This is a genomic window from Devosia limi DSM 17137 (genome assembly GCF_900128975.1).
GTDB lineage: Bacteria > Pseudomonadota > Alphaproteobacteria > Rhizobiales > Devosiaceae > Devosia > Devosia limi.
In genome coordinates this window covers 567,983-590,641 of the sequence record NZ_FQVC01000001.1, presented here as the reverse complement: position 1 = coordinate 590,641, position 22,659 = coordinate 567,983, and the positions used below count along the sequence as shown (strand labels likewise).

General features: G+C 63.3%; 17 protein-coding genes. 8 read left to right on the top strand and 9 right to left on the bottom strand.

Features of this window, described 5'->3' with window-relative positions; translation table 11 throughout:
• Positions 1–11: 11 nt before the first annotated feature.
• The 5 genes from BUA69_RS02670 to BUA69_RS02650 all read right to left on the bottom strand — a co-directional run bounded on the left by BUA69_RS02670 (position 12) and on the right by BUA69_RS02650 (position 4,915).
• A complete protein-coding gene (locus BUA69_RS02670) occupies positions 12–479 on the bottom strand; it encodes a flavin reductase family protein (protein WP_046136483.1) in 468 nt (155 codons plus the stop codon).
• Positions 480–830: 351 nt separating this feature from the next.
• Positions 831–1,793, bottom strand: coding sequence for a DUF7146 domain-containing protein (locus BUA69_RS02665; RefSeq protein ID WP_052950701.1), 963 nt, complete (start codon positions 1,791–1,793; stop codon positions 831–833).
• Positions 1,794–1,886: 93 nt separating this feature from the next.
• Positions 1,887–3,392, bottom strand: coding sequence for a tripartite tricarboxylate transporter permease (locus BUA69_RS02660; protein WP_046136411.1), 1,506 nt, complete (start codon positions 3,390–3,392; stop codon positions 1,887–1,889).
• A gap of 9 nt (positions 3,393–3,401) precedes the next feature.
• Positions 3,402–3,863 carry a tripartite tricarboxylate transporter TctB family protein gene (locus BUA69_RS02655; protein WP_046136412.1) on the bottom strand — a complete coding sequence of 154 codons (462 nt, stop codon included), beginning with the start codon at positions 3,861–3,863 and terminating at the stop codon, positions 3,402–3,404.
• 68 nt (positions 3,864–3,931) lie between these two features.
• Positions 3,932–4,915, bottom strand: a complete 984-nt coding sequence (locus tag BUA69_RS02650; RefSeq protein ID WP_046136413.1) for a tripartite tricarboxylate transporter substrate-binding protein — start codon at positions 4,913–4,915, stop codon at positions 3,932–3,934.
• A 193-nt stretch (positions 4,916–5,108) separates the two neighbouring features.
• Between BUA69_RS02650 and BUA69_RS02645 the strand changes: the two genes are divergently transcribed.
• Positions 5,109–6,971, top strand: coding sequence for an ATP-binding protein (locus BUA69_RS02645; protein ID WP_052950702.1), 1,863 nt, complete (start codon positions 5,109–5,111; stop codon positions 6,969–6,971).
• Positions 6,968–8,317, top strand: coding sequence for a sigma-54-dependent transcriptional regulator (locus BUA69_RS02640; RefSeq protein WP_201777475.1), 1,350 nt, complete (start codon positions 6,968–6,970; stop codon positions 8,315–8,317). Before BUA69_RS02645 ends, BUA69_RS02640 begins: the two co-directional genes overlap by 4 nt.
• A gap of 32 nt (positions 8,318–8,349) precedes the next feature.
• Here BUA69_RS02640 and BUA69_RS02635 read toward each other — a convergent pair whose 3' ends face one another.
• Positions 8,350–8,829 carry a VOC family protein gene (locus BUA69_RS02635; RefSeq protein WP_046136414.1) on the bottom strand — a complete coding sequence of 160 codons (480 nt, stop codon included), beginning with the start codon at positions 8,827–8,829 and terminating at the stop codon, positions 8,350–8,352.
• A 150-nt stretch (positions 8,830–8,979) separates the two neighbouring features.
• Positions 8,980–11,484 (bottom strand): heavy metal translocating P-type ATPase, encoded by a 2,505-nt coding sequence (locus BUA69_RS02630; protein WP_046136415.1) that lies wholly within the window; start codon positions 11,482–11,484, stop codon positions 8,980–8,982.
• Positions 11,485–11,646: 162 nt separating this feature from the next.
• Between BUA69_RS02630 and BUA69_RS02625 the strand changes: the two genes are divergently transcribed.
• Positions 11,647–11,841: a heavy-metal-associated domain-containing protein gene (locus BUA69_RS02625; RefSeq protein WP_046136416.1), complete on the top strand. Its 195-nt coding sequence runs from the start codon at positions 11,647–11,649 to the stop codon at positions 11,839–11,841.
• Between the two features lie 182 nt (positions 11,842–12,023).
• Here BUA69_RS02625 and BUA69_RS02620 read toward each other — a convergent pair whose 3' ends face one another.
• Both BUA69_RS02620 and BUA69_RS02615 read right to left on the bottom strand, forming a co-directional pair.
• Positions 12,024–14,087 (bottom strand): S9 family peptidase, encoded by a 2,064-nt coding sequence (locus tag BUA69_RS02620; protein ID WP_046136417.1) that lies wholly within the window; start codon positions 14,085–14,087, stop codon positions 12,024–12,026.
• Positions 14,088–14,136: 49 nt separating this feature from the next.
• Positions 14,137–15,378 carry a metal-dependent hydrolase family protein gene (locus BUA69_RS02615; protein ID WP_046136418.1) on the bottom strand — a complete coding sequence of 414 codons (1,242 nt, stop codon included), beginning with the start codon at positions 15,376–15,378 and terminating at the stop codon, positions 14,137–14,139.
• A gap of 299 nt (positions 15,379–15,677) precedes the next feature.
• Here BUA69_RS02615 and BUA69_RS02610 point away from each other — a divergent pair, with 299 nt between their 5' ends.
• The 5 genes from BUA69_RS02610 (at position 15,678) to BUA69_RS02590 (ending at position 22,580) form a co-directional block, all read left to right on the top strand.
• Positions 15,678–17,414 (top strand): ABC transporter substrate-binding protein, encoded by a 1,737-nt coding sequence (locus BUA69_RS02610; protein WP_046136419.1) that lies wholly within the window; start codon positions 15,678–15,680, stop codon positions 17,412–17,414.
• A 91-nt stretch (positions 17,415–17,505) separates the two neighbouring features.
• Entirely contained in the window at positions 17,506–19,350 is a 1,845-nt protein-coding gene (locus tag BUA69_RS02605) for a dipeptide ABC transporter ATP-binding protein (protein WP_046136420.1), read from the top strand.
• The gene (locus BUA69_RS02600; protein WP_046136421.1) at positions 19,347–20,285 is read left to right on the top strand and encodes an ABC transporter permease; all 939 of its coding nucleotides are present in this window, start codon (positions 19,347–19,349) and stop codon (positions 20,283–20,285) included. Before BUA69_RS02605 ends, BUA69_RS02600 begins: the two co-directional genes overlap by 4 nt.
• Positions 20,282–21,238, top strand: coding sequence for an ABC transporter permease (locus tag BUA69_RS02595; protein ID WP_046136422.1), 957 nt, complete (start codon positions 20,282–20,284; stop codon positions 21,236–21,238). The genes BUA69_RS02600 and BUA69_RS02595 overlap by 4 nt, the downstream gene beginning before the upstream one ends.
• A gap of 73 nt (positions 21,239–21,311) precedes the next feature.
• Positions 21,312–22,580, top strand: a complete 1,269-nt coding sequence (locus tag BUA69_RS02590; protein ID WP_244468800.1) for an NAD(P)/FAD-dependent oxidoreductase — start codon at positions 21,312–21,314, stop codon at positions 22,578–22,580.
• Positions 22,581–22,659 lie beyond the last annotated feature (79 nt).

Here is a 22,659-nt window from a genome sequence, read left to right as displayed (position 1 = left end):
GCGATTGAGTTCTACTGGTCGTCTGCATCGGTATCCAGCCGCCTATAATCGCCCTGCCAATAGACGAGCGGGTCAACGCCTGTACGGTGGCTGACACTCAAGACCCGCCCGATCAGGATCGCGTGCGAGTGCCGCTCGATTGCCTCATCCAGATCGCATTCAATGACTGCCAGGGCGTCGATCAGAGCTGGTGCTTGTCCGTGCTGTTGCCAGCGCGCGTCGGCATATCGCTCTGCGCCCCTCAGGCCACGCCGACCGGCAAAGGTTTCGGCGATCTGCCGATGGGCCGATGACAGGATATTGACGGTGAAGCGGCGATAACGCTGAACGATGGGCCAGCTGGCAGAGTTGCGATTAAGGCTGACCAAAAGGGACGGTGGATCAATGGAAAGTGACGTCACCGAGGTAGCAGTGAAACCGGTGCGGTGGGCACCCTCTCCCACGCTCACGACGGAAACGGCACCTGCAAGTTGCCGCATCGAGGCGCGAAAAGACACTTCGAGATCGGCTTCCGCAGCCGACGCCTGGCCATTTTGACCTAAGCGATCTGACTGAAACGGATCGTGTCGCATACGGCCCCACTGCGCCCGAGCATTGAACAGCGATTGTGCCGTTCACCTCAATCCTGTCTAGGGCTCACCTTCGAGGTTGTAAAATCAAAGTTCACCGCAGTATTAATTTTGGAACTGTGACCTAAGGCTTTCGATAATAACGAAAACCGACGCAGATGCATCACAATCTATTTTGATGCTGGGAGGGATCAGCGCCAGGTGCTTTGGCGCCGTTGCAACCGATCACCTGCGCGGTTGTCGAGAGGGGCCCGTTCAGGGCTATGCCGAAAGGCGACTGAGCATGGACAAATGCACGTCGTTCCAGTCGGTTTCCTGCAGTGGCGGGATCATGACCTGCGTGTCAACCAGGCCCGACAACCGCTGCGCCAGGGCCGAGGCCGCAGACTGCCCGACATTGTTGGTGTCGTTATCGCCAAAGATGAGCACCTTGGTTACGCCAGCGGGCGGCTCCCAGGCTTCAAGTCGACCAGCATTGAGCGCAGACCAGCACGGCACGCCATGAAGGGCCGCTGCCGCCAATGCCGTTTCAACGCCCTCGGCAATGCCGAGCACCTTGTCGTGCCGGGCAAGCCGCACAGCGCCACCGGCGGGCAGGCTACCCATGGTCAGCCGCGGCGCATGTCCGGGCGCCTTGTCGCCGTGTTGCGTCAAAAAGGTCCGTTGCAGGCCGGCCAGATTACCGTGAACATCGACGAAAGCGGCGAGCATTACGGCGCAGGGCTGGCCATTGCGGCTCACGGCAGGGTGGAAGCGCAGCGCCCTTGAGGGCACATAGGCGCCCAGCCGCTTGCGCAGATATTGGTCCGCCAGATCGCCCGCCACAATCGGCCGGGCAGACCGCCACATCGCCCAGACAGCGGCCAGGGTCTCGGCCTGATCATGCCTGTGCTCAAGCTCGGCGAGGCGATCGACCGGCGCGGCCTTGGCGCCGATAACGCTTTCGACCAATCGCGCCGCCTTGGAAAAATCACAGGCATTCAGGTCCATCAGCAGGCGGAAGCCATTGCCGGCGCTACCGCTGGGATTGGATGAGTCCGTGCCGTGCTGCTGGGCGCAAAACCATGTCCCCCGGCCGTCCTTGTCATCGAAGCGGAACCGGTCCTTGCCGCCGCATACCGGGCAAGGCACATGTTTTCCCGTGAGTGCCGCCGCGGGAATGCCGAGCGCCGACAGGATTTCGGTCCAACGTCCCTGGACGCGATCACCAATTTTGCGCTGCACTCGAGGCGACTCCCGGCTTAGGTTTGCTGCTCCTCTAGCAGCAAACCTGTCCTATCGCGCCGGGGGTAAATCAGAGATTGACGAAGGATTCACCTAGTCTTCTTCGACGAACACCTCATTGCGCTTTTTGCGGAACTTCGGCAGGGCGGCGATGACAACGGCCAGGACTGCCAGACCCAGGAGCGTTGCCGAGATCGGCCGTTCGAGGAAGATCATCGGGTCGCCGCGCGAAATGATCATGGCGCGGCGGAGATGTTCTTCGAGCAGCGGACCGAGCACGAAGCCCAGCAAAAGCGGCGCCGGCTCGCAGCCGAAGCGGATCAGCACATAGCCGACGATGCCGAAAAATCCGATGGCATAGATGTCGTAGACATTCTGGTTGATCGAGAAGCAGCCGATGCAGGCGAACAGCACGATGGCCGGGAACAGCGCCCGATAGGGGATCGAGAGCATTTTAACCCACAGCCCGATCAGCGGCAGGTTGAGCAGCACCAGCAGCACGTTGCCGATCCACATCGAGGCGATGATGCCCCAGAACAGCGCCGGCTGGTCGTTGATGACATTGGGGCCGGGGGTAATGCCCTGGAGGATGAATGCGCCCACCATCAGCGCCATCACCGGATGGGCCGGGATACCCAGTGTCAGCAAGGGTATGAACGAGGTCTGCGCCGCAGCATTGTTGGCTGACTCCGGCCCCGCCACACCCTCGATGGCCCCATGACCGAATTCCTCGGGATGCTTGGAGATGCGTTTTTCCGTCGAATAGGAAGCGAACGAGGAGAGGATATGGCCGCCGCCCGGCAGCACCCCGAGCAGCGACCCCAGCGCGGTACCGCGAATGACCGGGGCGATGATCCGCCTGAAATCAGCCTTGCTAAGCCAGAGCCCGGTGACGGTCTTGACCATCACGTCGCGGCCCTTTTCGCTTTCGAGATTACGCAGGATCTCGGCGACGCCGAACACACCAACCGCCACGGAGACAAAATTGAGTCCGGAATAGAGCTCGCGCACACCGAAGGTGAAGCGCGGCTGGCCGGTATAGATATCCTGCCCCACCATGCCGAGCAGCAGCCCCAGCACGATCATGCCGAGCGCCTTGAGCAGGGAGCCATGCGCCAGGGCGATCGAGACCAGAAGGCCCAGAACAATCAGCGCAAAGTATTCGGGCGCGCCAAAATTAAGAGCCGCTCGCGCCAGCGGCGGCGCGAAAAAGGCGAGGAGCAGCGTTGCGACGGTGCCGGCAAAGAACGACCCCAGAGCGGCGGTCGCCAGTGCGGCGCCCGCCCTGCCCTTCCTGGCCATCTGGTAACCGTCGATGGCGGTGACTGCAGACGAGCTTTCGCCTGGCAGGTTGATGAGGATGGCGGTGGTGGACCCCCCATACTGCGCGCCGTAATAGATGCCGGCCAGCATGATCAGCGCTGCCGTAGGCGACAGCGAGAAGGTGATCGGCAGCAGCATGGCAATAGTGGCCGTCGGCCCGATGCCGGGCAACACGCCGACCAGCGTGCCGAGCAATACGCCGATGAAGCAGTAGAAAATGTTGATCGGGTCAAGCGCGACCGAAAAGCCCAGGCCGAGCGAAGCAATGATGTCCATGGCGCGCCCCTATTGCCCGAGCCAGGGGCCGACGAGCGGCACCCCAATTCCAAGGCCGATTTTGAAGATCAGCGTACACAGCACCGTCAGCCCCACAGCCAACAGTGCAGAGAACAGTGGCGCATTGAGACGGCTGGCCATGGCCGAGGCAAAAGCGGTGATCAGCACGACGGGAACGAAGCCCAGGCCGCGAATGGTGGCACCAAAGAAGGCGACCGCCCCCAGGATCAGCACGATGGCCCGCCACGACGGTGCCAGTTGCTCCTCCTTGTCGGGTTTACCGATCCCGGTCGCGGCGACGGCGAGCCCGAGCAGCACAAGAACGCCGCCCAGCAGCAGCGGCATGAAGCCGGGCCCCATGCGAAATGGCGTGCCGGTATCGTAGTTCAGCGCTTCGAGCGCGAAATATGACCCCGCTGCGACGAACAGGCCGCCCGAAACGAGGTCTTTGGTTGATGCATTGATGGCCATTTGCCGCTCCCCTGGACGTGGAGCCTCCGGCCCTCAAGGGGCCGAAGGCAGTCTTTCTAGGCCAAAGGCTATTCGGCGTAGATGCCGGCGGCGTCGATGATGCCCTTCCACTGGGCAGTCTGGCTTGTCAGCATCTCGGTCAGGGCTGCCGGGGTCGCCTCGGCGGCGCTGACCGGCACGGTGCCCAGTTCGGCGAAGCGTTCGATCACCGTCGGATCAGCCAGCGCGGCCTGCAGCGAGCTCCCCAGTCGGGCAATGATCTCCGGGGTGGTGCCGACGGGCGCGTAGAGCCCATGCCACACACCCACCTGCAAGCCGGGCAGGCCAGCCTCGGCAGTGGTTGGCAGATCCGGCAGGTTGCCCAGACGCTCGGGCGTCGTCACGGCATAGGCCTTCACTTCTCCGGCCTGGATTTGGCTGGTGGTGTTGGTCGTCTGGTCGCAAAGCAGATCGATCTGGCCGCCGATGATATCGGTCATGGCTGGTCCCGAGCCCTGATACGGCACGGTCGTCATCTGGGTGCCCAGCGCCTCCATGAACAGCATGCCGCAAAGCTGGCTCGCCGAACCAATGCCGGCATGGGCATAGGTGATGTCCTCGCCATTGGCTTTCACGAAGGCGATAAGCTCGTCCAGGGTATCGGGCTCAAAGTCCTTGCGCGCCACCAGGGTCATGGGCACGGAGGTGATCAGTCCGATGGTCGCGAAATCGGTCTGCGGATCATAGGGCAGGCTGCGGTAGAGGCTCGGCGCCGTCGACATCCCAATGTGGTGCAGCAACAGCGTGTAGCCATCATCGGCAGCGGTCGCGACCTGACCCGCCCCCAGGGTGCCACCAGCGCCGCCGACATTCTGCACGACCACCTGCTGGCCCAGGTCCTTACTCATCACTTCAGCGATAAGGCGCGCCACGGTATCGGTCGGTCCGCCGGCCGAGAACGGCACCACAACCGTCACTGGCTTGGTCGGGTAGTCCTGCCCGAAAGCCGTGCCGGACATGGCCAGGCCGGCCAGCAGCGCCGCTGCGGCGAATTTGATTGCATTGGTCTTCATGTTCATCCTCCCAGATTGTGCGCTCAAGTCCTCCCAAGGCACGGCTCAGGCATTGCAAAAGTCATGCCAAGCGAAAAACGCAAGGCTGGTATGCATGCAGCGCAAGCTGTGCTAGCAAGTCGGCAAGAAATTGCGCATGCCACCGGCGAAACTCGGCAAGTTCTTGCCCAATACTGATAAGGCATTGATGAGAATGGCCAGTCAGACGCCCCGCGCCGAACGTTTCCGGGCGCGGAACGTGATTTGCACCTTGGCGGCTCTGGCATTGGTCCTGGCGACGGGCTGGGCAGCGTTTGAACTCACCTTGGCCAGTGCCATCGCGGGAAGCTCCGAACAAGCGGACCGGCGATTGGCGCTGTTTGACCGCACGCTCGAGGCGATGATCGAGCGGTTCCACTATCTGCCCGCCACCATCGCGCAAGCCGATGAATCCCAGGGGGTCCTGGAGCGGCCGGACGCCCCTGCAGTCCGCACCAGCGCCAATGGCTTTTTATCCAAACTGAATGAAACGGCGGGTGCCGACGAGCTGTTCGTGATGGACAGCCGGGGCAGTGTCGCCGCCGCCAGCAATTGGTGGACGCTGGATAGCCTGGTCGGCCAGGACTTCTCGTTCCGCCCATATTTCGCCGAAGCGATGGCGGAAGGCTCGACCAAATACTACGCGTTCGGCATTGCCACCAGCGTGCCCGGCTATTTTCTGTCCCAGCGTATCGAAGGCCCCGATGGGCCGCTTGGTGTTGCCGTGGCCAAGATCAATCTCGGCGAGATCGAAGCCAATTGGTGGCGATCGGGCGAGTTGATCGGCATTGTCGATGTCAACAATGTGGTGATCCTCTCCACCCGCCCCGACTGGCGCTACCGGCCACTGCTCGAGATCGACTCCACCCTTGTCGCGCATACTGCCAGCCAGCAGCGTTATGGCGATAACGGCATCCGCAATGAGGGGATCGTTCGCGATTTCTGGCCGTCGCGTGGTGCGGAAATGGCATTCCTGCATAGTGGCGATCCCGAGACCGATGGCTATTTTCTCTATTCGGAACTGCGGCTGCCGACGCATGGCTGGCGCATTGCCTCGTTCACACCGATGGGACCGCTGTTTCGCGATGCCTGGACCGCGGCAGCGGCTGCCGCTCTGGGTTGCGCCGCCTTGGTGCTGATCGTTGTATTGCTGGTCCAGCGCCGGCGCATCCTGGCGCAGCGACTGGCCGAGCATGAGCGGCTGGAACAGCGGGTGGCCGAGCGCACGGAGGATCTGCACACCACCAATGAGCAGTTGCGGGCCGAGATTGCCGAGCGGGTGCGTGCCGAAAGTGACAGTCGCGATGCCCAGACCAGCCTGGTGCAGGCGGCCAAGCTTGCCAGTCTTGGCCAGGCGCTGGCCGGGGTCGCGCACGAGGTGAGCCAGCCCGTGGCGGCGCTGTCCACCCATATCGCCAGCGCCAAACTTCTGGCGGCACAGCGCAATGACCGCGAGATCGGCGGCATTCTGCTCACCATGGACAAAGTGCTCGACCGTATCTCCTCGCTCACCGGGCATTTGCGCGATTTCTCCCGCAAGCAGACCCAGGTAGAGATGAGCTGCGATCTCAGCCCGGCAATCAGCAATGGGCTCGATATGGTCGACCACAAGCTCAAGCGGTTCGGCGTTGACGTGCACTATGCGCGCCATCGCGGCGCACTGATCGTGCCGGCCAATCCAGTGCATCTGGAACAGGTGCTGATCAACCTGTTGTCCAATGCCGCCGATGCCATGGAACACACACCGATTCGTTTGCTCTCCATCGCGGTCGTCGCGCAGGGATCGCGGGTCGATATCAGCGTCAGCGACACTGGCGAGGGCATCGCCCCCGCCGACATCCCCAATATCTTCGATCCCTTCTACACCACCAAGCAAGCCGGTCGCGGCCTCGGGCTGGGTCTGGCCATTTCCTATGGGCTGGTCCGCGATATCGGTGGCACGATCGCGGTGGTCAGTCGCCCCGGGCGGGGGTCGATCTTCACCATTCGCCTGCCACTTGTCGTGGCGGCAGCTAATATCAATGAGGTGCGCGCGTGAGCGAACCGTCCGTGTTGATTGTCGAGGACGAGGAAATGGTCCGCGTCGCACTCGAGCAATGGCTGCGCCTGTCGGGCTTTGCAACCTATGTCGCCAGTGACGCCCGCGAGGGCCTGGCCCTGCTCGATGACGTGCATCCCATGGTGGTGCTGAGCGATGTGCGCATGCCCGGGATCAGTGGGCTCGATCTGCTGCGCGCCATTCGCGAGCGCGCGACCGCAACCGAAGTCATCCTCATCACTGGCCATGGCGATGTGCCCATGGCCGTCGAGGCGATGCGCGATGGGGCGTTCGACTTCCTGCAGAAGCCCTATGTGCCCGATCAATTGGTCAAGGCGCTGCACCGCGCCGGCGAGCAGAGCCGACTGAAGCGCGAAATCGCCGAATTGCGCCGACGGCTGGATGGCGGGGAAATCGAACTGGCGACGCGACTGGTCGGCACCTCGCCGGTAATGGTGGACCTGCGCCGCGCGGTGCGCGAACTGGCGCCCATTCCAGCCGATGTGATCCTGCAGGGCGAAACCGGCACCGGCAAGGAAGTCGTGGCGCGGTGTCTCCATGATTTCTCGCCGCGCGCCAGCGGCCCGTTCGTTGCGCTCAATTGCGCGGCGATCCCGGCCGAGTTGATCGAGAGCGAACTATTCGGCCACGAGGCCGGAGCCTTTACCGGCGCCAAGGGCGCGCGGATCGGCAAGTTCGAATTCGCCAATGGCGGTACCCTGCTGCTCGATGAAATCGAGTCCATGCCGCTGCTGGCCCAGGCCAAGGTCTTGCGGGTGATCCAGGAGCGGCAGGTCGAGCGGGTCGGCTCCAACCGGCAGATCCAGCTCGATGTCCGCATCATTGCCGCATCAAAGGTCGACCTGATCACCGAAAGCGAGGCGGGGCGGTTCCGGGCTGATCTCTACTATCGGCTCAACATGGCCACCCTGGCCCTGCCACCCCTGCGCGACCGAGGCGACGATTGCGTGCTGCTGTTCCATCATTTCCTGGGCGCGGCGAGCAAGCGGTTCGACAAGCCGGTACCCGTCCTGCACCCGGCCGATGTCAATGCGCTGCTGATGCATGCCTGGCCGGGTAATGTCCGCGAACTCAAGGCCGCCGCCGACCGTTTTGCCCTTGGCCTTGGCAGCACCGGGCGATCCCTCGACGCCATACTGGGACCGCGCAACAGGCCCGCTTCAAGCACAGCCAGCCTAGCCGAACGCGTCGCGGCCTATGAACGCCACGTCATCGAAGCCGAATTGGCCCGCCACGGTGACTCCATCTCCGCAGTCGTCGACGCCCTTCAGGTTCCCCGACGCACCCTCAGCGAAAAAATGGCGCGGCTGGGGGTGCGACGATAGGGGGTGCTGCGGCGGCGCCGACAGGCGTGAGATCAGCCCTGCCGGGCCTTTTCAATAGCGGCAATATCGATCTTTTTCATGGACATCATGGCTTCGAAGGCGCGCTTGCCTTCGGCGCCACCGGCCTGAAAGGCATCGGTCAGCGCGCGCGGCGTGATCTGCCAGGAAATGCCCCACCTGTCCTTGCACCAGCCGCACATGCTTTCCTGGCCGCCATTGTTCACGATGGCGTTCCAGTAGCGATCGGTTTCGGCCTGATCGTCGGTCGCGATCTGGAACGAGAAGGCCTCGCTGTGCTTGAACGCCGGCCCGCCATTGAGGCCCAGACAGGGAATGCCGAAGACCGTGAATTCAACCGTGAGCACTGCGCCGGCTTTGGTCGATGGATTGTCGCTCGGCGCCTGGCGCACGGCGCTCACGCTGCTGTTGGGGAAGGTTTCGGCATAGAAGCGCGCCGCCGCTTCGGCCTCCGTGTCATACCAGATGCAGATCGTGTTCTTTGGCGTTGTCATGGCTCGTCCCTTCGTTTCCCAAAGCCGATGTTTGACTGCTTAGGCTCGTGAAGCATCACAATCCTGAAATGCGGCCAAGGCATGGGCGTTCCGCCAACGCAGCCCGAAGCGGGGCAGCCGTCCCAGATTTGGGACGGCGCCTGCGCCTTGTCAGTTCGCCACCTTGAAGCTGCGCAGGCGCAGCGCATTGCCGAGCACGAAGACGCTCGACAGGGCCATGGCACCGGCGGCAAAGACCGGCGACAGCAGGATACCATGGCTCGGATAGAGCAGGCCTGCCGCCACCGGGATCAGCGCCGTATTGTAGGCGAAGGCCCAGAACAGGTTCTGCCGGATATTGCCGATCGTCGCCTTGGACAGCGCGATGGCGGTCGACACGCCCTGCAGGCTTCCCGACATCAACACCACGTCCGCCGCCTCGATGGCGATATCGGTGCCGGTGCCGATGGCCAGCCCCACATCCGCCTCGGCCAAGGCCGGAGCGTCGTTGATGCCGTCGCCAACAAAGGCGAGCTTGCCGTATTGAGCCCGCAGGCGACGCACCGCCTCGACCTTGCCGTCCGGCAGCACTTCGGCCACGACATCGTCGATCCCCAGCCGGGCCGCGATGGCCCTGGCCGTGCGGGCATTGTCGCCGGTGACCATCGCCACCTTGAGACCCAGATCGTGCAGCGCCTTGATGGCTGCTGGCGTGGTCGCCTTGATCGGGTCGGCCACCGCGATGACTGCCGCGAGTCTGCCGTCAATGGCAGCATAGAGGGGCGACTTGCCCTCGTCGCCAAGGCGTTCGGCAGTTGCGGCAAATACTGCCACATCATGGCCGAGTTCGACCATATAGCGGTCGGCGCCGATCTCGACCCGCTTGCCGTCGACCTGAGCCTTGACCCCGAAACCGGTCACCGATTCAAAGCCCGATATGGCGGGCAGCGTAATGCCTTCGCTGACAGCGGCTTCCACGATGGCGCTGGCAATCGGATGTTCCGACTTGGCTTCGACGGCGGCGACCAGCGCCAGAACCGTCGAGCGGTCGAAACCGGCAGCCAGTTCCAGATCGGTCAAGGCCGGCTTGCCCTCGGTCAATGTGCCGGTCTTATCGACAGCCACGACCTTGGCGTCCTTGAGAAGCTGTAACGCCTCACCCTTGCGGAACAGTATGCCCAGTTCGGCCCCGCGTCCGGTGCCCACCATGATCGAGGTCGGCGTCGCCAGACCCATGGCGCAGGGGCAAGCGATGATCAGCACGGCGACGGCATTGACCAGCGCAAAAGTGAGCGCCGGCGACGGGCCGAAATACAACCAGGCGGCAAAGGTCAGCGCCGCGACGGCGAATACGACCGGCACGAACCACATCGTCACCCTGTCGACCAGTGCCTGGATAGGCAGCTTGGAGCCCTGGGCTTCCTCAACCATCCGAATGATCTGCGACAGCACGGTATTGGCGCCGACCGCCGTGGCGCGGAATGCGAAGGCGCCCTTCTGGTTGACCGTGCCGCCAACGATTGCGCTGCCCAAGGACTTGGCAACCGGGATCGGCTCGCCGGTGATCATCGACTCGTCGACATAGCTGTTGCCCTCGACCACCTCGCCATCGACGGCCAGACGTTCGCCGGGACGCACCTCAAGGATATCGCCGGACAGAACTTCACCGATCGGCAGGTCGACAACCCTGCCATCGCGGCGGACGCGCGCCGTCTTGGCCTGCAGGCCGGCCAGCCGCTTGATCGCCTCCGAGGTGCGCCCCTTGGCGCGCGCTTCGAGCAGGCGGCCGAGCAGGATCAGTGTGACGATCACCGCTGCGGCTTCATAATAGACATTGATCGTGCCGGCTGGCAGGAAGCCGGGCGCGAAGGTGGCGACCAGAGAATAGCCATAGGCGGCGAGCGAACCAACCGCCACCAGCGAGTTCATGTCCGGGGCGAGACGCCATAGCGCCGGCAGCCCCTTGTCATAAAAACGAAAGCCCGGGATGAAGAGCACCAGCGTGGTCAGCGCGAACTGGATATACCAGCTCATCTGCATCCCGATCGTCGCGTCGATCAGCGCATGGGCGCCCGGTATGAGGTGCGATCCCATCTCCATCAGAAAGACCGGTGCCGTCAGTACGGCCGCGATGGTGAAATCGCGGGTCAGCCCCCGCAGCTCGGCTTCCTTCTTTTCGGCGCGCTCGGCGTTTTCATCGGCACCGCCTGTGTCGAGAGCGGGGCCAATCAGCCTGGCGTCATAGCCGGCATCCGCAATCGCCGCGATCAGGGTCGCTGCATCGGCCGAACCATGGACGGTGGCACGTTCCGTCGCCAGATTGACGACCGCCCCAGTCACCCCGGGCGTCGCTTTCAGCGCCCGTTCGATACGGCCAACGCAAGAGGCGCAGGTCATGCCCTCGATCGACAACTCAGCGGGCGCAATCACCCCGCCTGCGGGCTCCAGCACGGAATAGCCGGCTTGTTCGACCGCCTCGACCAGTGCCGCGCGCGGGGTGGCTGGCCTGGCGGTGATGCTGGCACGTTCCGTCGCCAGGTTGACCGATACGGTCTCGACGCCGGGAACCGCCTTCAGGGCTCTTTCGATACGGCCGACGCAGGAGGCGCAGGTCATGCCCTCGATGGGGAGCGATATCGTTGCTGCCAGGTCGGTTGTGCGAACGGGGGCATTCATGGCCGCCTCCTTAAATATTCCGAATTTCAAGTTCGTGCAGAAGATGCAGCTTCCCACCATGGGAAGGTCAAGACCCAATTTTTCAGTCTGGTGCTCCTTGACCTTACCATAGCTGGAAGCCCCACCTTTGGCGTCATGAGACCCAAACCAAGGAGCAATCTCATGGAACTCAAGATCGAGAACATGACCTGTGGCGGCTGCGCCAGGTCCGTCACCAGGGCGATCCAGTCGGTCGACCCCACTGCAAGGGTCGAGACCAACCCCGCCAGCCGCCTCGTTACGGTAGAGACCACTGCGACAAGAGCGGACCTGCAACAGGTGCTCGAAGAAGCCGGCTATCCGGCAAGTGCAGGCTGAAGGCGCGCATCGAAGCGCCATCGCAATGGCCACGGCCGTGCTTGAGCACGGCGGGCCCCGGCAGACCGCAGGTCCGCAAAAGCCCGCCACGCAGTTACGCGCGGCGGGCCCATTGTGCTGTCAAGACGTTTGCCGCTCGCCCAGTCCGCCTGCTGGCGGGGTCAGTCCGGGCTGGCGCTCGATCACGGGCGCAGTGCTTTCTCGAAGAAATCGGCGAGCTTGCCATAGGCAAAACGCGTGAGATTGCGGCTCTGCTTGGACCAGGCATGGCCAGTGCCGGGCAGTGTAACCAGCTCGAACGTCTTGCCCTGTGCGATCAGTTTTTCGACCAGGGCCATCGTGTCGGCGTAGAGCACGACCTCGTCCTTGGTACCGTGGAGGATCATCAACTCGTCCTGCAGGCCCTCGGTGTGGAACAGTGCCGATTGCGCGCGGTAGCGCTCGATAAAATCCTCGCCCTCGGCCAGGCCCATGATCCAGCCCTGCTCGGGATAGGCGTGCCAGACATTGGTGGCAGGTGCGCCGGCAAAGCCCGCGGCATAGAAGCCCGGCTTCTTGAACAGCGACATCAGCGTCATCAGGCCACCATAGCTGGAGCCCCAGAGACCGACGCGCTTGGGATCGGCATAACCGAGGCCGGTCAGCGTGGTGACACAGTCGGCGATGTCCTCGATATCCTGCGTGCCATAGCTATGCAGCATGGGCCGGTTCCACTCCCGGCCACGGCCGAAGCTGCCGCGAATTTCGGGACTGACGACCACGAAGCCGCGGGCGGCGAGATATTGATCGATGCCCCAGCTTGGATGGGCAGCGCGACCGCCCCATTGATTGAGCAACCCATCCGAATAGACCGAGCCGACGACCATGGGATAATTGCCATGCAGGGTGAAGCCCGGTGGAAGCGTGACCCGCGCCATCAGTTCGACGCCATCGACATGGCTCTTGAACGGCACATAGCGCACGTCGGCCCAGCGTCGGCTGGCAAAGGCCGGCAAGGGTGAGTGCGTAACCTGTGTGGCTTCGCCTCCACCCTGCAGGGGTCGAACGAAGAGCTCGGGCGGCGTCATGTCATCGCTGAACAGATCAGCGAAGGCGCTGAAATCGGCCGTATAGGTGGGGACGTGGATACCGGCAGCCTTGGTCAGCTGCGCGATGGCGCCGCCCGCGATACCAACCGAATAGACGTGCCTCTCGGCGGGATGGGCTGCATTGGCGGTGAAATAGATCAGGCCATTGGCCGCATCGAGGCAGAAATCGGCGATTTCCCATGCGCCTGCGGTCATGGGCTCGAGCGCGGCGCCTTCCGAGGGCAGAATATGGAGGTGGTTATAGCCGTCGCGATCGGTCAGCACGATCAGCCCCTTGCCGTCGGGCGCGAAGGCAACCTGCCAGTCCGGGCGGATCTTGATCGGGTCATGGGCGGCGTAGAAGACATTGCGCGCGCCCGTCCGGGTATCGAACATGAAGATGGTGTGGTGCTTGATCGACAGATCACTGCTGCTGATGAACAGCGACGCGCCATCGGGCGACAGGTCATAGCCCCAGATCGCGTCTTCCGCATCGGGCCGGTCGAACCAGCGCGTCGCGCCCGCACTCACAATGCCAACACGGCGACGCGTCAGCAGATCGCCGGGGAAAGAGCGGACAAACCGATCCTTGTGCGCTTCGCCCCGGGCGTCATAGGCGATTTCGATCTTGCGGGTATTGGTGTCGTCAGCCTGAACGAAGACGATGTCTTGCCCATTGGCCGCCCAATGGAAGGACTCAACGCTGACAAAATCGCCCCCGGCGACAAGGGTTTCCGGCGCCCCCCCAGCATCGACGTCGATGCAGAGCAGCGCATTGCCACTCAGAAACGCCAAGGCGCCGGTTGTGGACGAAACAGCGAGGGCGCGAACACTCCCCTGCCCGATAGCCAGCGGCCTGACGGTGCCATCTTCCAGGCAGATATGGAGCCGCCCATCCAGCACAAAGGCCAAACGGTCCGCGCCCAACCAGGCCAGTTCGGCAATACCGGCCGGCTCCCCGCTGGTCTGGCCAGTGCCGAGATGGGTTTGGCGATACAGGCCCTTGCTCTCCCGATCCCAAATCCAGATATCGCGGAAGGTGTGCCCGCCATCATTCCAGAGGAAGGCGAGCTTCCTGCCATCGCCCGACCATTGGGCACCGATCGGCAGCGTCCCGATGATGTAGGGCTCGCTATAAAGCGTTTCAAAGGACAGGCTATCGGTGGCGCTGGACGTCATGATCGGCTCGATTGTGCGAATTACAGGGCTCTGGCAGCAGGGCTGCAGCTCACTTCGGCTGCAGGTCGGTCTTGTAGACCGCGCCGTCCTTCATGATCATGCGCATGTTCTTGTCGGTCTCTGTCAGCACCGAGATGTCCTTGAGCGGGTCGCCATCGACCACCAGAATGTCGGCAAGCGCGCCGGGCGCGATGACGCCCAGATCGGAGCGCTGCACGATCTTGGCGTTGACCGAAGTTGCCGATTTCAGCACGTCCACCGGACGCTGCGCACGGGCGCGAATGGTCAATTCCTGCAGCTGGGCAAATTCCATGTCGCCCATCAGGTCGGTCCCGAAGCCGAGCTGGACGTTTTCCGACTCGCAGAGCCCAAGCATGGCGATGCCGGCATCGTTGACCATGTTGAGCTTTTCCATCACCACCGGCGACAGGCCCAGGCGCTCGCCATGCTGGGCGGTCACTTCATAGGCCACCAGCGTTGGCACGATGAAGGCATCGGCTGCCGCGACCATGGCTGCGGTCTGGCGGTTGATGAGGTTGGCATGCTCGATGGTGCGAACGCCGGCCCGGATCGAATGCGCAATCGCGGCGCTTTCATAGGCGTGCGCGCAGACATATTTGCCGCGCACGGCCGCCTCCTGCACGACGGCGCGGATTTCCTCTTCGGTGAACTGGGTAGCGTCGATGGCATCGGTTGGCGAGCCAACGCCCCCCGAGGCCAGTACCTTGATGTGATCGACGCCCTTGCGCATTTCATTGCGCACGACACTGCGGAGCTTTTCGACGCCTTCAACGATGCGGCAGGTGAAATTGAAGGCGCTCGCATTCATGTCGATGTCGATGCGATCGTCGGTCGTGCTGCGGTGATCGCCATGCCCGCCGATCTGGCTGAGCGCCGGGCCGCCAACGAAAAGCCGTGGGCCGGGAATGTAGCCCTGGGCGATGGCATTGCGGATCCCGACATCGCCACCCGCCACGTCGCGCACGCTGGTGAAGCCGCGGTCCAGCATCTTGCGGATACGGGGCACGGCGCGCGCCGTCATCTCGGTCAGCGCGATATTGCGATCATGTTCGGCAACCAGGTTGATGGCGTAGACATGGACATGCGCATCGATCAGACCGGGCATCAGCGTCCGTCCGCCAATGTCATATTCGGTTACCGACGTGCCGGAGATCGACTTGTCGGTGACGGCCTCGATACGACCATCCACCACCAGGACATTCATGCCCGGAACAGCCTCATCGCGCAAACCGTCGAATACGGTCGCATTGGTGAAAGCGATAGCTGCCATTGGTCTTTTCCTCCAGCCGTGCAGGCACATCCGGACCGAGATCGGCCTGGTAATCGGCCCCAATGTGTCGGCATCCGGATGGCCTGTAAAGTCGTTTGATCAAAAAATCATAGATTGAAGATTCGCTTGTGAATCGTGAACAGATCGCCATGGCGCGCGCGCCGTTGGCCGTTGACAGCATGGCCCGCACACCCATACTGTTCCAGCGTTTGATCAAATGCTCATTACGCTTGGCTGCGAGGGGAAACCGCCGCTGGCGCAATAAAAAAGGGACCTGCCCGGCGCGGCAGAAGGAAAAAATGGAACATCGCTTATCTGCCGCCCTGGCTTTGGGGGCGTTGACACTTGCCTTGATGAGTTCCGTGGTTGTTGCGCAGGACGCGCAGACTGGTGGAACGCTCCGGGTTCTGGGCACCGCCGAAGTTGACCGCTTCGACACGGTCCCACCGGCCACTGCCGATACCGGCAGCTTCTTTCGCGCCACCACGCGCCAGCTGATCAACTTTGCCGCTTCCACCGATCCGCAAGAGCAGATCGCGCCGCAGGCCGATCTCGCCGACAGCGTTCCGGTGCCGACCGATGACGGCAAGACCTATACGTTCAAGCTGCGCCAGGGCGCCAATTGGGACGCCCCCGGCGGTCCGCGCCAGATCGTTGCCGCCGACGTCGAACGCGGTTTCATGCGTCTGTGCAATCCATCCATCCCCGCGCCAGCCGTGTCCTATTTCGAGGACCTGATTGTCGGCTTTGCTGATTTCTGCGCCGGCTTTGGTGGCGTTGAGCCGACCGTCGAGGCCATGAAGGCCTATATCGAGCAGGGCGACGTCGCCGGCATCGAGACCCCGGCGGATGATACCGTCGTCTTCCACCTCAACTATGCCGCCAACGACTTCATCTATCTGCTGACGCTGCCGGTAACGACGCCTGCGCCGGTGGAAGTACTCGACTATCTTCCGGACAGCCCGGATTACCGCGACAACTACATCTCCAACGGCCCCTACACGATTGCATCCTATGTGCCGGACACGAAGGTGACGCTGGAGCGCAACCCCGCCTGGCAGGCGGAGAGCGACCCGCTGCGCAAGGCCTATGTCGACACTATCGAAGTGATCGCCGGCGTGCAGCCTGACGCTGCCATGCAGCAATTGCAGTCGGGTGATGGCGACATGCTGTACGACATCAACGTACCGCCTGTGACCGTGCAGATGCTGACCATGCAGGGCGACGACAAGATCTCGACGCTGGCCGAAGGCGCCTCGCGCATGATCTGGATCAACACCGTGTCGGAAAACAATGACGGTGCACTCCGCAATCCGCTGGTCCGCCAGGCGCTCAACTATGCCGTCAACAAGGCAGCCGTGGTGCAGCAATTGGGTGGCCGAGAATTTGCCACGCCGCTCAATGGCATTTTCCCGCTCGGCATTCTGGGTCATCACGACTTCGCGCCCTATCCCACTCCGGATGACCAGGGGGACCCGGAACGGGCTCGTGCGCTGCTGGCGGAAGCCGGATATCCCGATGGCCTGTCGTTGAAAATGCCCTTCCGCAATGCCGGCAATGGCGCATCGGAAGCTCAGGTTCTGCAGGCAAGCCTTGAAGAAGCTGGTTTCAAGATCGAACTGGTGCCGACCCCTCCGTCCGATTTCTATCCGCGCCTGATCACCAATTTCGACAATGCTCTCAATGGCGTCTGGGACCTGGTGCCTTCGGGCTGGTCGCCGGACTGGCCGGGTGGCGCAGCCCGCTCGATCTTCCAGCCGCAATACACCTATGACGGCACGCATGGCACGTTCAACTTCTCGGACTACAACAACGAGGAAGCCAACGCGATTGCCGCCAAGGCGCTGGCCACGTCCGATCTTGCCGAGGCCGCGCTGCTGTGGAACCAGGTCGACGAAATCGTCATGGCCAATCCGCCCACCGTGCCGCTTATCTCCCAGACCACCGTGCTCTATCACGGTGCCGGCGTTCAGAACTTCCTGCCCTATGCGGCTGGCGGTAATGGCGACTGGACCAATGTCTGGCTGAAGCGCTGATCGCGTCCACACCTGCAACGTCAAGACGAGGCCGGGTCCCGATCCAACCGGGCCCGGCCTCCCTTGATTGTTCTATCTGCGACTCCCGCCCATGACCGTTTTATCCGTTCGCAATCTGAACATCGCCATCCCGACCGGGGATGGCCATGTGCACGCGGCCCGCGACGTCTCCTTCTCGGTGGAAGCCGAGGAACTCTTCGGCATTGCCGGTGAATCGGGCTCGGGCAAGAGCGTCCTGTCCCAGGCGATCATGGGCCTGCTGCCCGGCGCCCTTATCTCGGGCGAGATCCTGTTTGAAGACCGTGATCTGCTCAAGCTCTCCCCTCGGGAGATGCAGCAATTGCGGGGCAACCGCATAGCGATGATCTCGCAGGACCCGTTATCGAGCCTGCATCCGTTCTACACAATCGGCCAGCAGATCATCGAGGCCATCCGCACCCATCGCCAGACCAGCCATGAAGCAGCATTGGCCGAAGCCATCGATATCTTGGGCCGGGTGGGCATTCACGATGCCGACAAGCGGGTCAATGACTACCCTCACCAATTCTCCGGCGGGATGCGCCAGCGCGTGATGATCGCGATGGCGATCGTGCTGCGCCCTGCCCTGCTGATCGCCGATGAACCGACGACCGCGCTCGATGTCACCGTCCAGGCGCAGATCATCAGCCTGCTCAACAATATGCGCCGTGAGTTCGGGACTGCCATCATCATGGTGACCCATGACCTCGAACTGCTGTCATCCGTCGCCGACCATGCCATGGTCATGTATGCGGGCAATCGCATGGAGCTGGGGCCGGGCAATGCCGTGCTCCGCACGCCCTCGCACCCCTACACAATGGGGCTGCTGCAATCCTCGCCCACCCATGAGTCGCGCGGACCGCTGCCATCCATTCCAGGCCAGCCACCGAGCCTGCTGATCGAACAGAAGGCCTGCGCCTTCGCGCCGCGCTGCCCATCAGTAATGGATATCTGCCGGACGCAGCGCCCGCCGCTGCGCCGTTTCGACGACAATACGCAGTCGCTGTGCTGGCTCGAGAACAAGGCCGTCCGTGCGCCGGCAATCGCCGCGGCGGCGGAGGAAAGTGCAGCTGCCTCCAAGTCTTCCGACATCGTCGTCAGTGTGTCCGATGTCCGGCTGGCCTATGGCGCGCGGTCGCTGTTCAGCAAGGGTGGCGGCGTCGAAGTGCTCAAGGGCGTCAGCCTCGAGCTGCCGCGCGGCACGACGCTAGGCATTGTCGGCGAAAGCGGATGCGGCAAGTCGACCCTGGCCCGCATCATTGCCGGCCTCCTTCCCCCAACCTCGGGCGACGTCGAAATCGAGGGCAAGAGCATCATCGACCTGGACCGCCAGAGCTGGGTCGAGATGCGCAAGCGCATCCAGATGGTGTTCCAGGACCCGTTTGGCTCGCTCAATCCCCGCCGCCGCGTCGGCGCGATCATCGGCGATCCGTTCCGCATCCAGAAGGTCGCACACGGCGACGATCGCAAGAACCGGGTGCGCGATCTGATGGAGCTCGTCGGGCTCAATCCGGAACACTACAACCGCTTCCCGTCCGAATTTTCCGGTGGACAGCGCCAGCGGATCGGCATTGCCCGCGCCCTGGCTCTCAATCCCTCGATCATCATCTTCGATGAGCCGGTTTCCGCGCTCGACGTGTCGATCCAGGCGCAAATTCTCAACCTGATCGCCAAGCTGCAGCGCGACCTCGGGCTCTCCTATCTATTCATATCCCACGACCTTGCCGTGGTCCGTCATGTCAGCAAGGAGATCATCGTGATGCAGGGCGGACAGGTTGTCGAGCGCGGCGAAACCGAAGCCCTCTACCACCGCCCCCAGCATTCCTATACCCGCGAACTTCTGGCCGCCGCCGATCCCAACTACCGCAAGGGTGGTGGCGCGACTGCGGCCTCCATCAGCGAGGCCCTCACACCATGACCGGTGAAATCAAGCAACGCAGCTCCTTCGAGCTGACCATGCGCCGCCTGCTGTCCGATCGCGCCGGTCTGGTCTCGCTGTCGTTCATCCTTGCCCTGATTGCCGTGGCCATCGGGGCCGATGCCATTGCGGCGATCACCGGCCACTCGGCCGTCGCCCAGTTCCACGATATCGGGTTGACGCCGACAGGCCTGCCGGTCCCGCCCGGCACCGACTTCCTCTTCGGCAGCGATCAACTGGGGCGCGATGTGATGGTGCGGCTCGCCTACGGCGCCCGCGTATCGCTCTCCATCGGCGTCGTGGCTTCGCTCCTGGCGGCGCTCATCGGCGTCACCGTGGGCCTGGTCGCCGGCTATTTCGGCGGCTGGATCGATGGCGTGCTGGGACGGCTGATGGACTTGGTGATGAGCATCCCGGTCCTGCTCTGCATGCTGTCGCTGGTCGCGGTCTTCGGCTCGAGCCTGGCGCTCAGTGTCACCGTCATCGTGTTTTTCTCATGGACGACGATGGGCCGCGTCATCCGGGGGCAGGTCCTGTCCCTGAAGGAGCGTGAATTCGTTCTCGCCTCCCGCTCCATGGGGGCTGGCCACCTTTCCATCATGGTCACCGACATCCTGCCCAATCTGGGCGCCCCCATCATCATCTACACCACCATGATGGTGCCGACCTCGATCATCTTTGAAGCCACCTTGTCGTTTCTCGGTCTCGGCATCGCGCCGCCAGCGCCCAGCTGGGGCGGCATGCTGGCGGAAGCGGCGAACAACTCGATCTACATGTTCGCCTGGTGGCTGGTGCTCTTTCCTGGCCTCGCGCTGCTGCTCACCACCCTGTCCTTCAACATTCTGGGCGACGCTCTTCGGGATGCGCTCGACCCCAGCAGCAGCAAGCACCGGCTGCGCAAGAAACCAAGCAAGCTGGTTGAGGCTGCGTCATGATTTCCTTCATCGCCAGCCGCATCGGCTTTGCGGCGCTCGTGCTGCTGCTGCTCAGCGGCTTCGTCTTCACCCTGTTTTTCGTCGCCCCCGGCGACCCCGCGCGCATGGTCGCCGGGGAGCGCGCCACCGAGATCCAGGTGGCCATGGTGCGCGAGAATCTGGGCCTCGACCGCCCAGTCATCGAGCAATATGTGAGCTTTCTCGGGCGCAGCCTGAGCGGGGACCTCGGCTACTCCTACCGCAACCAGCAGCCGGTGATCGAGCTGATCAAGAACCGCATGCCGGCGACCATTTCGCTCTGCGTCGGCGCCGTCATCATGTGGCTGTGCATGGGCATTCCCATTGGCATCATGTCGGCGCGCCACCCCGGCAGTCTGCGAGACCGGGTCGGACAGGGCTTCGTGCTGATCGGCGTCAGCTTCCCCTCCTTCGTGCTGGGCATGGCTGCCCTCTATTTCCTCTATTTCATGCCCCGGCAGGCCGGCTTTACGCTGTTTCCGCCGGGTGGCTATCGTCCATTTCTCGACAATCCCGGCGTCTGGGCGTGGCACATGGCCCTGCCCTGGTTCACCCTGGCCCTGACATCGGCCGCCATCTACGCGCGACTGACCCGCGGGCAATTGCTCGAAGTTCTCGGCGAGGACTATATCCGCACCGCGCGGGCCAAGGGCCTGTCCGAGCGCAAGGTGATCTACAAGCATGGCGTCCGCTCGATCTTCTCGCCACTGACCACCCAGCTGGGCGCCGATATCGCGGCACTGCTGGGCGGAGCGCTGGTGACCGAGCAGGTCTTCGGCCTCCAGGGCATCGGCTCGCTGGCCGTCCAGTCCGTTCAGACGCAGGACCGCCCCGTGATCATCGGCGTCGTGATGTTGGCAGGGTTCTTCATCGTTATCGCCAACCTGATCGTGGACTTCCTCTACATCGTGCTCGATCCGCGCGTGCGCGGCTGAGACCTTATCGAGATGCCCGGCATCCCCGCAGGGTTGCGGCGGCCGCCAGATTACTGACCTTTGGAGAACAGGCTTGGAGACTCTTTGGACACGCACTGCCCGCAACCGGGTGCAGTCGGACCGCGCCATACCAAGCAAGGTCGACGTCGCTATCATTGGTGGTGGCTTCACCGGCATGACGGCGGCACGCGAACTGCTCGGTGCCGGCTATTCCGTCGCCGTATTGGAGGCCGGCAAGATCGGCGCCGGGGCCAGCGGCATGAATGCCGGCTTCGTCGTTCCCAACTTTGCCAAGGCCGATCCTGTGGCCGTTCGCGCCAAGCTGGGTGAAGAGCGCGGCAACGCATTGTTGCGACTGGTCGGAGACGGCGCCAATGCGGTGTTTCGCGCGATCGAAGAGGACGGCATCAGTTGCGATGCCCGCCAGACCGGCTGGCTCAATCCTGCCTATGGCGCCGCCGGCGCCGAAATGTTGCAGAAGCGCGCCGCGCTGTGGCGTGACCTGGGGCGCCCGGTTTCGTTCATCGGTGCGGATGAGGTGCGCGAGCAAACCGGCATGGATATCTATTCCGGCGCGCTGCTCGACGCCGAGGGCGGCACGATCCATCCTCTCGACTATCTGCGCGGGCTTGCCCTTGGCGTGCAGCGGCGCGGCGGCACCGTGCATGAAGACCAGTGCGTCGACGGCGTCGCCAAAGACGACGGTCGCTGGCGGCTTGCCCTGCGTTCCGGAGCCAGCCTCAGCGCTAATAAGGTCCTGCTGTGCACCAATGCGTTCACCATGGGCGCTGCGTCACGGATGGGGCGCTCGGCCGTGCCGTTGCGGGTCTATCAGATCGCCACGACGCCCACCGACCCCACCATTGTTCAGCGCATTGCGCCCGATGCCCGGCCCGTCGGAGATACCCGCCAGAACCTCTTCACCTATCGGCTCGACCGTGACAATCGCCTCATCAGTGGCGGCATGGCGATTGTTCCGTTCGGCGCATTCGCGCGCCTGGGAACCAGCGTCGCCGAGCGCCTCAGCACCGAACTCCATCTGCCCCAGGCAGTGAGCCCGGAGATCGTCTGGACCGGCACCGCTGCCATGACGCCCGACTTCCTGCCGCGTCTGTATCAATTCGGCGAAGGCTGGTTTGGCGGCATAGGCTGCAATGGCCGCGGCATTGCCATGACCGCCCAACTCGGTCGGGTGCTGGCGCGGGCAGCCATGGGCGAGGCCATCGATAAACTGCCGATCCCGCTGCGGCCACTGCGCCCGCTGCCCTTCCACCGGTTCACGCCCATTGTCGCGTCGGCGGCCCTACTGCAGGCGCGGCTCAAGGACAGGTTCGCCAAATGAGCGGGCCGCTCCGCGTGACCATCGCCATCAGACTGCTGCGCCAAAATAACATGGGCGTCACGCCCGACCATATATTGCC

Excerpts from the sequence above, each read along its gene's own strand:
- BUA69_RS02670 (WP_046136483.1), bottom strand. The coding sequence starts at position 479 with ATGCGGCAACTTGCAGGTGCCGTTTCCGTCGTGAGCGTGGGAGAGGGT.
- BUA69_RS02660 (WP_046136411.1), bottom strand. The coding sequence starts at position 3,392 with ATGGACATCATTGCTTCGCTCGGCCTGGGCTTTTCGGTCGCGCTTGAC.
- BUA69_RS02655 (WP_046136412.1), bottom strand. The coding sequence starts at position 3,863 with ATGGCCATCAATGCATCAACCAAAGACCTCGTTTCGGGCGGCCTGTTC.
- BUA69_RS02650 (WP_046136413.1), bottom strand. The coding sequence starts at position 4,915 with ATGAAGACCAATGCAATCAAATTCGCCGCAGCGGCGCTGCTGGCCGGC.
- BUA69_RS02645 (WP_052950702.1), top strand. The coding sequence starts at position 5,109 with ATGGCCAGTCAGACGCCCCGCGCCGAACGTTTCCGGGCGCGGAACGTG.
- BUA69_RS02635 (WP_046136414.1), bottom strand. The coding sequence starts at position 8,829 with ATGACAACGCCAAAGAACACGATCTGCATCTGGTATGACACGGAGGCC.
- BUA69_RS02630 (WP_046136415.1), bottom strand. The coding sequence starts at position 11,484 with ATGAATGCCCCCGTTCGCACAACCGACCTGGCAGCAACGATATCGCTC.
- BUA69_RS02625 (WP_046136416.1), top strand. The coding sequence starts at position 11,647 with ATGGAACTCAAGATCGAGAACATGACCTGTGGCGGCTGCGCCAGGTCC.
- BUA69_RS02620 (WP_046136417.1), bottom strand. The coding sequence starts at position 14,087 with ATGACGTCCAGCGCCACCGATAGCCTGTCCTTTGAAACGCTTTATAGC.
- BUA69_RS02615 (WP_046136418.1), bottom strand. The coding sequence starts at position 15,378 with ATGGCAGCTATCGCTTTCACCAATGCGACCGTATTCGACGGTTTGCGC.
- BUA69_RS02610 (WP_046136419.1), top strand. The coding sequence starts at position 15,678 with ATGGAACATCGCTTATCTGCCGCCCTGGCTTTGGGGGCGTTGACACTT.
- BUA69_RS02605 (WP_046136420.1), top strand. The coding sequence starts at position 17,506 with ATGACCGTTTTATCCGTTCGCAATCTGAACATCGCCATCCCGACCGGG.
- BUA69_RS02600 (WP_046136421.1), top strand. The coding sequence starts at position 19,347 with ATGACCGGTGAAATCAAGCAACGCAGCTCCTTCGAGCTGACCATGCGC.
- BUA69_RS02595 (WP_046136422.1), top strand. The coding sequence starts at position 20,282 with ATGATTTCCTTCATCGCCAGCCGCATCGGCTTTGCGGCGCTCGTGCTG.